Here is a 12,596-nt window from a genome sequence, read left to right as displayed (position 1 = left end):
CCCCCGGGGCGCACACCGGAGCTCCGGGCCCGACTGGAGGGGACAGCGCCGATGCGCATGCTGGACACGATGCTGCTGCGCGGGTACGCACCCGCCGTCGCCGCGGGCCGCGCGCTGCGCAGCCGTACCGGAGGCGAGAGGAGCGGCACCGGGAAGACGGCCCGCGCTCCACGGGTGCCCCGGGCGGGCGGCGGACGCCCGGCCGTCCCGTCCCGTCCGCCGCGCGGCCGCGGCGCCCGACAGCTGTACGAGCGGGCCCGAAAGGCCTGGGACCGGCCGCTGACCGCGTACTACCTGATCATCGGCAGCAGTCTGCTGATCACCGTCCTCGGGCTGGTGATGGTCTACTCCGCTTCGATGATCAAAGCGCTGGAACTGTCGCTCTCCAGTTCCTACTTCTTCCGCAAGCAGTTCCTGGCCGCCCTGATCGGCACCGGACTGCTGCTGCTGGCCTCGCGGCTGCCGCCGAAGCTGCTACGGGCCCTGGCCTACCCGCTGCTGATGGTCACCGTCTTCCTGATGGTCCTGGTGCAGATCCCCGGAATAGGGGTGTCGGTCGGCGGCAACCAGAACTGGCTGTCGATCGGTGGTTCGTTCCAGCTCCAGCCCAGTGAGTTCGGCAAGCTGGCACTCATCCTCTGGGGCGCCGACCTGCTCGCCCGCAAGCACGAGCGGAAACTGCTCAACCAGTGGAAGCATCTGCTGGTGCCGCTGGTCCCGGTCACCTTTCTGCTGCTCGGCCTGATCATGCTCGGCGGGGACATGGGCACCGCGATCATCCTGGCCGCGATCCTCTTCGGCCTGCTCTGGCTGGCGGGCGCCCCGACCCGGCTCTTCGCGGGGGTACTCGGCGTCTCCGCCCTGGTCGGCTTCATGCTGATCAGGACCAACGAGAACCGGATGGCCCGGCTGGAGTGCATCGGCGCCATCGACCTGGGCCCCAAGGGGGAGTGCTGGCAGGCCGTCCACGGCATCTACGCCCTCGCCTCCGGCGGATGGTTCGGTTCCGGCCTCGGGGCCAGTGTGGAAAAATGGGGACAACTGCCGGAACCGCATACCGATTTCATCTTCGCCATCGCCGGTGAGGAGCTGGGCCTGGCGGGGACGCTGTCGGTGCTCGCCCTGTTCGCGGCTCTAGGCTATGCGGGTATCCGCGTGGCCGGACGCACGGAGGACCCCTTCGTGAGATTCGCCGCGGGAGGCGTGACCACCTGGATCACGGCCCAGGCCGTGGTGAACATCGGGGCGGTGCTCGGACTGCTGCCGATCGCCGGGGTTCCGCTCCCGCTGTTCTCGTACGGAGGGTCCGCCCTGCTGCCGACCATGTTCGCGGTCGGACTGCTGATCGCCTTCGCACGGTCCGAACCCGCGGCGAAGGCGGCCCTGGCGGTGCGTACGCCAGGCGTGAGATGGAAGACGATGAGACGGCGCGTCACCAGGCGTCCGTCCGGAGAGCGGTGAATTTCGGTGCATGTCGTACTCGCCGGTGGGGGGACCGCCGGCCACATCGAGCCCGCGCTCGCCCTCGCGGACGCCCTGCGCAGGCAGGACCCCACCGTGGGCATCACGGCACTGGGCACGGAGCGCGGTCTGGAGACCAGGCTCGTCCCCGAGCGCGGTTACGAGCTGGCGCTGATCCCCGCCGTACCGCTGCCCCGGAAGCCGACCCCGGAACTGATCACCGTCCCCGGACGACTGCGCGGCACCATCAAGGCCGCCGAGCAGATTCTGGAGCGTGCCAAGGCCGACTGCGTCGTGGGCTTCGGCGGCTATGTCGCCCTTCCCGCCTACCTCGCCGCCAAACGGCTCGGGGTGCCCATCGTCGTCCACGAGGCCAATGCCCGGCCCGGCCTCGCCAACAAGATCGGCTCGCGGTACGCCGCCGGGGTCGCCGTCGCCACCCCCGACAGCAAGCTGCGCAACTCCCGCTATATCGGCATCCCGCTCCGGCACTCCATCGCCACCCTCGACCGCGCCCGGGTGCGCCCCGAGGCACGCGACGCGTTCCAGCTGGACCCGCAGCTCCCCACCCTGCTGGTCTCGGGCGGCTCCCAGGGCGCACGCCGGCTCAACGAGGTGGTACAGCAGGCCGCCCCCGTGCTGCAACGCTCCGGAATCCAGATCCTGCACGCCGTCGGCCCCAAAAATGAACTGCCGCGCGCCGAGAACATGCCCGGAATGCCGCCGTACATCCCGGTACCGTACGTGGACCGGATGGACCTCGCCTACGCCGCGGCCGACATGATGCTCTGCCGCGCCGGTGCGATGACCGTGGCCGAACTCTCCGCCGTCGGGCTCCCGGCCGCCTATGTCCCGCTGCCGATCGGCAACGGCGAACAGCGGCTGAACGCCCAGCCGGTGGTGAAGGCCGGCGGCGGACTCCTGGTCGACGACGCGGAACTGACCCCCCAGTGGGTCCAGAACAACGTCCTTCCGGTGCTGGCCGATCCGCACCGGCTGTACGAGATGTCCCGGGCGGCCGCCGAGTTCGGCCGCAGGGACGCCGACGACCTCCTCGTCGGCATGGTGTACGAGGCGATCGCGGCCCGCCGCTGAGCCCCGGCCCCACCGGGCCCGGGGCCCCGGGGAAGCGACCCAGCCGGAAGGAGACCGGGAGCGTGGCCGGACCGAGCACCGCAGAACGCGGGGTGCGCAAACCCTCTACGGGGCCCTCGGCCCCGCCGACCCGCCGGGCGGTCCGGATCCCCGGCGGCCCCCGGACCCTGCTGACCGCCCTGGCGGTACTGGCGCTCACCGGGGGAATCCTCTGGGCGCTGTACGGATCCTCCTGGTTCCGGGTCCGGGAGGTTTCGGCAAGCGGCACCCGGGTCCTGACGCCCCGGCAGGTCGTCGACACGGCCCGGGTGCCGATGGGCGAACCCCTGGTCTCGGTCGACACCGACGACGTCGAGGCCCGGCTCAGGGCCCGGCTGCCCCGGATCGACCGGGTCGACGTCTCCCGGTCCTGGCCCGGCGGGATCACCCTGGAGGTCACCGAAAGGCGGCCCGTCCTGGTGCTGGAGCAGGGTGCCCGGTTCGTCGAAGTGGACGAGGACGGCGTGCGGTTCGCCACCGTCGACCGGGCCCCCGACGCCGTACCGCGACTGCGCCTGGAAGCATCCGGATCACCCAGTCTGCGGCGGTTCGGCACCGATCGGCTCATCACCGAAGCGGTCCGGGTCCGGGGGGAGCTGCCGCCGAAGACCAGAACCGAACTCCGCGCCCTGGTGGTCCGTTCATACGACGACATCACCGCAGAGTTGACGCGTGGCCGCACCGTGGTCTGGGGCAGCCCCGAAGAGGGCGAGCAGAAGGCCCGCGCGCTGGTCGCGCTGATGAAGGCCGAACCGGAGGCCCTGCGGTACGACGTCAGCGCCCCCACCGCCCCGGCGGCAGCCGGGAGTTGACGCACACATGCCCACCACCCGCCCCCTGGGTGGTGCGCGCAACGGCTGATCACATAGGGTGAAAAGAAAAACGGGAGGTTCGGCGTGTTCGTTGAACGCGCGCCACGTGTCGACTTAGTGTCCTGTTCGGAAGAGTCCGGCGGCCGGACACACTGGTAACCCTAAACTTCAGCGTTAGGGTTCGGGTCGGCGCTCCGGACCGTCCCATCGGCATCCGTCGCCGAGGTGCGTGAACCGCACCGCGGCAACACCTGTTTTTCGAGGCGAGAGGCCTTCGACGTGGCAGCACCGCAGAACTACCTCGCAGTCATCAAGGTCATCGGTGTCGGCGGCGGTGGTGTCAATGCCATCAACCGAATGATCGAGGTCGGCCTCAAGGGCGTCGAGTTCATCGCGATCAACACCGATGCCCAGGCACTGTTGATGAGCGACGCCGACGTCAAGCTGGACGTCGGCCGCGAACTGACCCGGGGGCTCGGCGCCGGCGCCAACCCGGCCGTCGGCCGCAAGGCCGCCGAAGACCACCGCGAGGAGATCGAGGAGGTCCTCAAGGGGGCCGACATGGTCTTCGTCACCGCCGGTGAGGGCGGTGGCACCGGCACCGGCGGCGCCCCCGTGGTGGCCAATATCGCCCGCTCACTGGGCGCCCTGACGATCGGTGTGGTCACCCGCCCCTTCACCTTCGAGGGCCGCCGCCGGGCGAACCAGGCCGAGGACGGCATCGCCGAACTCCGCGAAGAGGTCGACACCCTCATCGTCATCCCCAACGACCGGCTGCTGTCCATCTCGGACCGCCAGGTCAGCGTGCTGGACGCGTTCAAGTCCGCCGACCAGGTGCTGCTCTCCGGCGTTCAGGGCATCACCGACCTCATCACCACGCCCGGTCTGATCAACCTCGACTTCGCCGACGTCAAGTCCGTGATGTCCGAGGCCGGATCGGCGCTGATGGGCATCGGCTCCGCCCGTGGCGACGACCGTGCGGTGGCCGCGGCGGAGATGGCGATCTCCTCGCCGCTGCTGGAGGCCTCCATCGACGGCGCCCGCGGGGTGCTGCTCTCCATCTCCGGCGGCTCCGACCTCGGCCTCTTCGAGATCAACGAGGCCGCGCAGCTGGTCAGCGAGGCCGCGCACCCCGAGGCGAACATCATCTTCGGTGCGGTCATCGACGATGCGCTCGGCGACGAGGTCCGGGTCACCGTGATCGCCGCCGGGTTCGACGGAGGTCAGCCGCCCGCCCGCCGCGACAACGTCCTCGGCTCCTCCTCGGCCAAGCGCGAGGAGCCGGCCCCGGTCTCCCGTCCGGCCGAGACCTCCCGTCCCTCCGGGCTCGGCACCGTACCGGTGCGCGAGGAGTCCAAGGCCGCCGAGCCGGCCCCGGTGGCCGAGCCCGTCGGCCAGGCCCCGCAGGTACCGTCGACCCGTTCCTACACCGACGCCTCCGCCGAAGAGCTGGACGTGCCGGACTTCCTGAAGTGACCGTGCGGCACGGCGCGATACACGAGAACGGCGCGCACTTCGCCTTCACCGACCGGTGGGGCGGGGTGAGCGCCGTTCCGTACGAGGAGCTGAATCTCGGCGGCGCGGTCGGCGACGACCCCGAGGCCGTACGCACCAACCGGGCGATCGCGGCGAGGGGACTGGGCCTCGACCCGGAGCTGGTGGTCTGGATGAACCAGGTGCACGGCCGCGAGGTCGCCGTGGTCGAAGAACCCTGGGCCGACGGGCCGGTTCCGGCGGTGGACGCGGTGGTCACCGCCCGCCGCGGACTCGCCCTGGCCGTACTGACCGCCGACTGCGTACCGGTCCTGCTCGCCGATCCGGTTGCCGGTGTGGTGGCCGCGGCGCACGCGGGCCGCCCCGGGATGGTCGCCGGAGTCGTCCCCGCCGCGGTCGAGGCCATGGTCTCCCTCGGTGCCAGGACCGAGCGGATCACCGCCCGGACCGGTCCCGCGGTCTGCGGGCGCTGTTACGAAGTGCCCGGGGAGATGCGGGCCGCGGTCGCCGAGGCCGAACCCGCCGCCTTCGCCACCACGAGCCGGGGAACTCCGGCCGTGGACGTGGCCGCCGGCGTGCACGCCCAGCTGGCCCGGTTGGGCATCACGGACCGTCAGGACGTCGGCGTCTGCACCCTGGAGTCCCGGGACCACTTTTCGTACCGGAGGGACCGTATGACCGGACGGCTCGCCGGATATGTCTGGATCGGGCGGTCGGACGGGCCCGGGAGGGAAGCACCATGACGGATCGCCGGAGTGAACTGGCCGAGAACCTGGCCGCGGTGGAGGAACGTATCGCCGCAGCCTGTGCGGCCGCCGGACGCCGGCGCGGGGAAGTGACGCTCATCGTCGTCACCAAGACGTACCCCGCGAGCGATGTACGGATCCTGCACGAACTGGGCGTCCGCCATGTGGCGGAGAACCGCGATCAGGACGCCGCCCCCAAGGCCGAGGCCTGTGCGGATCTCGACCTGACCTGGCACTTCGTCGGACAGTTGCAGACCAATAAGGTCCGGTCCGTTGCGCAGTATGCCGATTTTGTGCAGTCCGTCGACCGGGTAAGACTTGTCACAGCGCTGGCCGGAGCGGCGGAGCGGAGCGGCCGGGAGATCGGCTGTCTGATCCAGGTCGCCCTCGACGCCGGGGAGGGGGCCGCCCGCGGTGAGCGCGGCGGCGTCGCGCCCGGCGGAATCGAGGAGTTGGCCGCCGCTGTGGCGGCCGCCCCGGGGCTCCGGCTCAAGGGGCTGATGACCGTCGCGCCGCTGGCCGGACCCTATGCCGGGCGGCCGCGGGCGGCCTTCGACCGGCTGACGGAATTCTCATCGGGCCTGCGCGCCGGGCATCCTGCTGCGAACATGGTGTCCGCGGGGATGAGTGCGGACCTCGAAGAGGCCGTGGCGGCCGGAGCGACACATGTGCGCGTCGGCACCGCGGTGCTCGGAGTCCGTCCCCGGCTCGGGTAACGTCGCGAAGCAGGTCGGACCACAGCAGAAAATATGGTCATTCCCGCCAATAAGCGGGCATGCCACGTGGATCGCGGGCACTTGGTGACACTGCACTATCGGCGGCACAAGGCGATCCACCACAGAGCGGAGGACTCAGAGCAATGGCCGGCGCGATGCGCAAGATGGCGGTCTACCTCGGCCTCGTGGAGGACGATGGGTACGACGGCCGGGGATTCGACCCCGACGACGACTTCGAACCCGAGCCGGAGCCCGAGCGGGAGCACCGGCGGCACCAGCCCCCGCACCAGATGGAGCGCGAGGAGCCGGTGCGTGTGGTGCAACCCCCCGCGCCCCGCGAGCCGGTGGCGCACGTCGCGCCTCCGATGCCCGCCGAGAGCGGGCGTCCGGCCCGTATCGCCCCCGTGGCATCCATCACACCTGAACGTCCGAGCCTGGAGAAGAACGCACCGGTGATCATGCCCAAGGTCGTGTCCGAGCGGGAGCCGTACCGCATCACCACATTGCACCCCCGGACCTACAACGAGGCCCGTACCATCGGGGAACACTTCCGTGAGGGCACTCCGGTGATCATGAATCTCACGGAGATGGACGACACCGATGCAAAGCGACTTGTCGACTTTGCCGCCGGTCTGGTCTTCGGCCTCCACGGGAGTATTGAACGGGTGACCCAGAAGGTCTTCCTCCTGTCTCCTGCTAACGTCGACGTCACGGCGGAGGACAAGGCCCGCATCGCAGAGGGCGGATTCTTCAACCAGAGCTGAGAAACACGCCGTCGGGACAACCCCGGCCGAGAGGCCGGGCCACGTGAGCACAGGGGAGAGGGAAGCACGGCATGGGCGTAGCGCTGCAGGTGGTCTACATCGCGTTGGTGTGCTTCCTGGTCGTGCTGTTCTTCCGGTTGGTCATGGACTACGTCTTCCAGTTCGCTCGTTCATGGCAACCCGGGAAGGTGATGGTGGTCATCCTTGAGGCCACCTACACTGTCACCGATCCACCACTCAAGCTTCTTCGGCGGTTCATCCCGCCGTTGCGTTTCGGGGGCGTGGCACTCGACCTGTCCTTCTTCGTTCTGATGATCATCGTCTACATCCTGATCTCCATCGTGGGACGTTTCGCGGGGTGAACGGGGCAACTGTGGACGATACGGTCTTGCCGACTGCCGACGACTACGTAGAGGTGAAGAAGAGATGCCGCTGACCCCCGAGGACGTGCGGAACAAGCAGTTCACGACCGTCCGACTCCGAGAAGGCTATGACGAGGACGAGGTCGATGCCTTTCTCGACGAGGTCGAGGGCGAACTGACCCGCCTGCTCCGCGAGAACGAGGACCTGCGCGCCAAGCTGGCCGCGGCGACCCGTGCGGCGGCGCAGAACCAGCAGCAGGGCATGCGCAAGGGGCCCGAGCCCCAGGACGCCCGGCCGGGAGGTCCGGTGCCCGCTGCCATATCAGGACCCCCGGTACAGCAGCAGCCGCAGATGGGTCCCCCCCAGCTGCCCGGCGGTGCTCCGCAGCTGCCTGCCGGTCCCGGTCACGGCGGACCGAACCACGGCGGTCCCAACCACGGTGGCCCGAACCACGGCGGTCCCATGCAGGGCGGCCCGATGCAGGGCGGTCCGATGGGCGGCCCCGGTCAGATGCAGGGCGGCCCCATGGGCGGTCCGCAGATGGGCGGAATGCAGGGTGGTCCCATGCAGGGCGGCCCGATGCAGGGTGGTCCGATGGGCGGCCCCGGTCAGATGCAGGGCGGCCCCATGGGCGGCCACCCGCAGCAGATGCCCGGCCAGGGCCCTGGTGGCGACAGTGCCGCGCGGGTGCTCTCCCTGGCGCAGCAGACCGCCGACCAGGCGATCGCGGAGGCCCGTTCCGAGGCCAACAAGATCGTCGGCGAGGCTCGTTCGCGCGCCGAGGGCCTGGAGCGGGACGCCCGTGCCAAGGCCGATGCGCTGGAGCGGGACGCCCAGGAGAAGCACCGCGTCGCGATGGGCTCGCTGGAGTCGGCCCGTGCCACGCTGGAGCGCAAGGTCGAGGATCTGCGCGGCTTCGAGCGCGAGTACCGCACCCGCCTGAAGTCGTACCTGGAGAGCCAGCTGCGCCAGCTGGAGACCCAGGCCGACGATTCGCTCGCCCCGCCGCGGACCCCGGCTGCCGCCTCGCTGCCGCCGGCCCCCTCGATGGCCTCCGCCGGAGCGCCCTCGATGGGTCACTCCGGTCACTCGATGGGCGGCGGTCCTTCGATGGGCTCCCCGATGAGCGGCGGTCCGTCCTACGGCGGTCAGCAGCAGATGGCGCCCGCGATGACCCAGCCGATGGCTCCGGTCCGCCCGCAGGCTCCGCAGCCGATGCAGCAGGCTCCGTCGCCGATGCGCGGTTTCCTGATCGACGAGGACGACAACTGACGGGGCGGCGCTCGGCCCCGAGCGCATAGCCCGTCGGCAGTCGGCACCATGAGGGCCGGGCCCGGACATCCGTCCGGGCCCGGCCCTTTGGTGTACCGGGTGCCCTGCGGGCGGCGATACGGAAACGCCGTATCCCCCACCGGGCGGTGGGGAATACGGCGTTTCCGGTGCCGGGGGCAACGGGGGCTCGGCCGGGGCGGACGGTCCGGGCCCGTGCGGGCCCCGGGCTGTGACCGTGGAATCGCGGCTCAGCGGGCCGGGATCCCTGTCGGGTCCGCCCGCCGAGGGCCACCGGGTGGCCGGACCCGGCAGGGCTACCGGCCACCGACGCTCCGAGGTCAGACCTTGCGCAGGTGGAAGGTGAGCCCGAGGGATTCGTCCGTGAAGGCGGGGCCGTACGAAGCGTCCGCGGCGGCGCTCGCGAAGGAGGCCGCGAGAACCTCGTCCGCGATCAGCGCGGCGTGCTCGTTCAGCGCCCGTACCGTCTCGTCCTGCGGCGATGTCCACACCACCGCGATCCGGTCCGCGACATCGAGACCGCTGTTCTTACGGGCCTCCTGGATGAGCCGGATCGCGTCCCGGGCCAGACCGGCGAGCCGCAGCTCGGGCGTGATCTCCAGGTCCAGGGCGACGGTGGCACCCGATTCCGACGCCACGGACCAGCCCTCGCGCGGGGTCTCGGTGATGAACACCTCGTCCGGGGTCAGAGTGATGGTCTCGCCCTCGACCTCCAGCGACGCCTCGCCCCCGCGCAGCGCCAGGGCCAGCGCCGCCGCGTCGGTCTCCGCGACCGCGCGGGCCACCGCCTGCACCCCCTTGCCGAACCGCTTGCCCAGCGCCCGGAAGTTCGCCTTCGCGGTGGTGTCGACCAGCGAACCGCCGACCTCGGCGAGCGACGCCAGCGACGAGACGTTCAGCTCCTCGGTGATCTGCGCGTGCAACTCGGGGGAGAGCGCCTCGAAACCGGTCGCCGCCACCAGCGCGCGCGACAGCGGCTGCCGGGTTTTGACGCCCGACTCCGCGCGGGTCGCCCGGCCCAGCTCGACCAGCCGCCGTACCAGCACCATCTGCCGGGACAGCTCCGGGTCGACGGCCGAGCCGTCGGCCTGCGGCCAGTCGGTCAGATGCACCGAATCGGGCGCGCCCGGGGTGACCGGGACGACCAGATCCTGCCAGACCCGCTCGGTGATGAACGGTGTCAGCGGGGCCATCAGCCGCGTCACCGTCTCGACGACCTCGTGCAGGGTGCGCAGCGCGGCCGCGTCCCCCTGCCAGAAGCGGCGCCGCGAGCGGCGCACGTACCAGTTCGACAGATCGTCGACGAAGGACGACAGCAGTTTTCCGGCGCGCTGGGTGTCGTACCCCTCCATCGCGTCCGTGACCTGCTCGACCAGGGTGTTCAGCTCGCCGAGCAGCCAGCGGTCCAGCACCGGGCGGTCGGCCGGCGCCGGGTCGGCGGCGGACGGGGCCCAGCCCGCGGTGCGCGCGTACAGCGCCTGGAAGGCAACGGTGTTCCAGTAGGTGAGCAGGGTCTTGCGGACCACTTCCTGGATCGTGGAGTGCCCCACGCGCCGCGCCGACCAAGGCGAACCGCCCGCGGCCATGAACCAGCGGACCGCGTCCGCGCCGTGCTGGTCCATCAGCGGGATCGGCTGGAGGATATTGCCCAGATGCTTGGACATCTTCCGGCCGTCCTCGGCGAGGATATGGCCGAGGCAGACCACGTTCTCGTACGACGACTTGTCGAAGACCAGGGTGCCGACCGCCATCAGGGTGTAGAACCAGCCGCGGGTCTGGTCGATGGCCTCGGAGATGAACTGCGCCGGGTAGCGCTTCTCGAAGAGTTCCTTGTTGTGGTACGGGTAGCCCCACTGCGCGAACGGCATGGAACCGGCGTCGTACCAGGCGTCGATGACCTCGGGCACCCGGGTCGCCGTACCGGCGCACTGCGGGCAGTCGAAGGTGACGTCGTCGATGAACGGGCGGTGCGGGTCGAGCCCCGACTGGTCGCTGCCGGTCAGCCCGGAGAGTTCGGCGCGCGAGCCGACGCAGGTGAGGTGGCCCTCTTCACAGCGCCAGATCGGCAGCGGGGTACCCCAGTAGCGGTTGCGGGAGAGCGCCCAGTCGACGTTGTTGTTGAGCCAGTCGCCGAAGCGGCCGTGCTTGACCGAGTCCGGGAACCAGTTCGTGTTCTCGTTCTCCTCGATCAGCCGGTCCTTGACCGCGGTGGTGCGGATGTACCACGACGGCTGCGCGTAATAGAGGAGAGCGGTGTGGCAGCGCCAGCAGTGCGGGTAGCTGTGCTCGTACGGCACATGCCGGAAGAGCAGCCCGCGGGCGTCGAGGTCGGCGGTCAGCGACTCGTCGGCCTTCTTGAAGAAGACCCCGCCGACCAGCGGCAGGTCCTCCTCGAAGGTGCCGTCGGGGCGGATCGGGTTGACCACCGGCAGACCGTAGGCGCGGCAGACCTTGAGGTCGTCCTCACCGAAGGCAGGGGACTGGTGGACCAGACCCGTACCGTCCTCGGTGGTCACATAGTCGGCGTTGACCACGAAGTGCGCGGGCGCCGGGAAGTCCACCAGGTCGAAGGGGCGCCGGTAGGTCCACCGCTCCATCTCGGCGCCGGTGAACGACTGCCCGGTCGGCTCCCAGCCCTCGCCCAGCGCCTTGGCCAGCAGCGGCTCGGCGACGACGACCTTCTCCGTACCGTCGGTCGCGACCGTGTAGGTGACATCCGGGTGGGCGGCCACGGCGGTGTTCGACACCAGGGTCCACGGGGTCGTCGTCCACACCAGCAGCGACGCCTCTCCCGCCAGGGGACCCGAGGTCAGCGGGAAGCGGACGTAGACCGAGGGGTCGACGACCGTCTCGTACCCCTGCGCCAGCTCGTGGTCGGACAGCCCCGTACCGCAGCGGGGGCACCAGGGCGCGACCCGGTGGTCCTGCACCAGCAGGCCCTTGTCGAAGATCTGCTTCAGCGACCACCAGACGGAGTCGATGTACTCCGGCTTCATCGTCCAGTAGGCGTCGTCGAGGTCGACCCAGTAGCCCATGCGCTCGGTCAGCTCGGCGAAGGCGTCGGTGTGCCGGGTCACCGACTCGCGGCATTTGGCGTTGAACTCGGCGATGCCGTACGCCTCGATGTCCTGTTTGCCGGAGAAGCCCAGCTCCTTCTCGACGGCCAGCTCCACGGGCAGGCCGTGGCAGTCCCAGCCGGCCTTCCGGGCGACGTGGTATCCGCGCATCGTACGGAAGCGGGGGAAGACGTCCTTGAAGACGCGGGCCTCGATGTGGTGTGCGCCGGGCATGCCGTTGGCGGTCGGGGGGCCCTCGTAGAAGACCCACTCCGGGCGGCCCTCCGAGCGGGCGAGGCTCTGGGCGAAGACCTTGTTCTCGCGCCAGAAGTCGAGCACGGCGTGCTCCAGCGCGGGCAGATCGACCTGGGCGGGCACCGGGCGGTACTGCGGGGGTGTCATGGGCGAACTCCTCCGGCGGACAGATTCTCTTCCGTCGGAGGGACGAGAGCCTCCGGCTCCCGCGGTACCACCCTCCTTGGCGGCGCACGGCGCGCCGCCCCCTCATTGGGTCGCGAGGCCGGGTCTAATGGCCGCACGGGGCAGGCCCGCGGCTTTCTTCCGGCAGCTCCGGGGTGATCCTTCACGCCGCGCTCGCCCCCGGGCTCGCACCGTCCCCGGGTCGCTCATGGCTGCGTACGACGCTACTCGTCCCCATCCAAGCCTTTCGCTCCGCCCAGTGTACGGGTTCCCGTACACCTTTTCCGCTGCCTTTCCGGCGGGCTCCGCCGGGGGTCGGGGCCGACCCGAACGGTCCAGA

At 70.5% G+C, this 12,596-nt stretch carries 10 protein-coding genes; 9 read left to right on the top strand and 1 reads right to left on the bottom strand.

Annotation, left to right across the window (positions count from 1 at the left end; genetic code table 11):
- Positions 1-51: 51 nt before the first annotated feature.
- The 9 genes from ftsW (at position 52) to ACIQ9E_RS19195 (ending at position 8,762) form a co-directional block, all read left to right on the top strand.
- Positions 52-1,461, top strand: a complete 1,410-nt coding sequence (ftsW, locus tag ACIQ9E_RS19235) for a putative lipid II flippase FtsW (protein ID WP_403708494.1) — start codon at positions 52-54, stop codon at positions 1,459-1,461.
- Between the two features lie 6 nt (positions 1,462-1,467).
- Positions 1,468-2,556 (top strand): undecaprenyldiphospho-muramoylpentapeptide beta-N-acetylglucosaminyltransferase, encoded by a 1,089-nt coding sequence (gene murG / locus ACIQ9E_RS19230; RefSeq protein ID WP_403708492.1) that lies wholly within the window; start codon positions 1,468-1,470, stop codon positions 2,554-2,556.
- A 62-nt stretch (positions 2,557-2,618) separates the two neighbouring features.
- A complete protein-coding gene (locus ACIQ9E_RS19225) occupies positions 2,619-3,407 on the top strand; it encodes a cell division protein FtsQ/DivIB (RefSeq protein ID WP_403708490.1) in 789 nt (262 codons plus the stop codon).
- Positions 3,408-3,686: 279 nt separating this feature from the next.
- Positions 3,687-4,883 (top strand): cell division protein FtsZ, encoded by a 1,197-nt coding sequence (gene ftsZ / locus ACIQ9E_RS19220; RefSeq protein WP_403708489.1) that lies wholly within the window; start codon positions 3,687-3,689, stop codon positions 4,881-4,883.
- A complete protein-coding gene (gene pgeF, locus ACIQ9E_RS19215; RefSeq protein WP_403708487.1) occupies positions 4,880-5,644 on the top strand; it encodes a peptidoglycan editing factor PgeF in 765 nt (254 codons plus the stop codon). The genes ftsZ and pgeF overlap by 4 nt, the downstream gene beginning before the upstream one ends.
- Positions 5,641-6,363 carry a YggS family pyridoxal phosphate-dependent enzyme gene (locus tag ACIQ9E_RS19210; RefSeq protein ID WP_403708485.1) on the top strand — a complete coding sequence of 241 codons (723 nt, stop codon included), beginning with the start codon at positions 5,641-5,643 and terminating at the stop codon, positions 6,361-6,363. The genes pgeF and ACIQ9E_RS19210 overlap by 4 nt, the downstream gene beginning before the upstream one ends.
- A gap of 143 nt (positions 6,364-6,506) precedes the next feature.
- On the top strand, positions 6,507-7,127 hold the full coding sequence (locus tag ACIQ9E_RS19205; protein WP_403708483.1) for a cell division protein SepF: 621 nt from the start codon (positions 6,507-6,509) through the stop codon (positions 7,125-7,127).
- Positions 7,128-7,198: 71 nt separating this feature from the next.
- A complete protein-coding gene (locus ACIQ9E_RS19200) occupies positions 7,199-7,489 on the top strand; it encodes a YggT family protein (protein WP_403708481.1) in 291 nt (96 codons plus the stop codon).
- A 64-nt stretch (positions 7,490-7,553) separates the two neighbouring features.
- On the top strand, positions 7,554-8,762 hold the full coding sequence (locus ACIQ9E_RS19195) for a DivIVA domain-containing protein (RefSeq protein WP_403708479.1): 1,209 nt from the start codon (positions 7,554-7,556) through the stop codon (positions 8,760-8,762).
- Between the two features lie 338 nt (positions 8,763-9,100).
- Here ACIQ9E_RS19195 and ileS read toward each other — a convergent pair whose 3' ends face one another.
- Complete coding sequence (gene ileS / locus ACIQ9E_RS19190) at positions 9,101-12,238, bottom strand: isoleucine--tRNA ligase (protein WP_403708477.1); 3,138 nt, start codon at positions 12,236-12,238, stop codon at positions 9,101-9,103.
- Between the last annotated feature and the right edge of the window lie 358 nt (positions 12,239-12,596).

Source organism: Streptomyces sp. NPDC094448 (assembly GCF_044763775.1).
In the GTDB taxonomy this organism is placed as follows: Bacteria; Actinomycetota; Actinomycetes; order Streptomycetales; family Streptomycetaceae; genus Streptomyces.
Note: the sequence above shows the minus strand (reverse complement) of the source record. Positions and strands in the feature narration are given on the sequence as shown.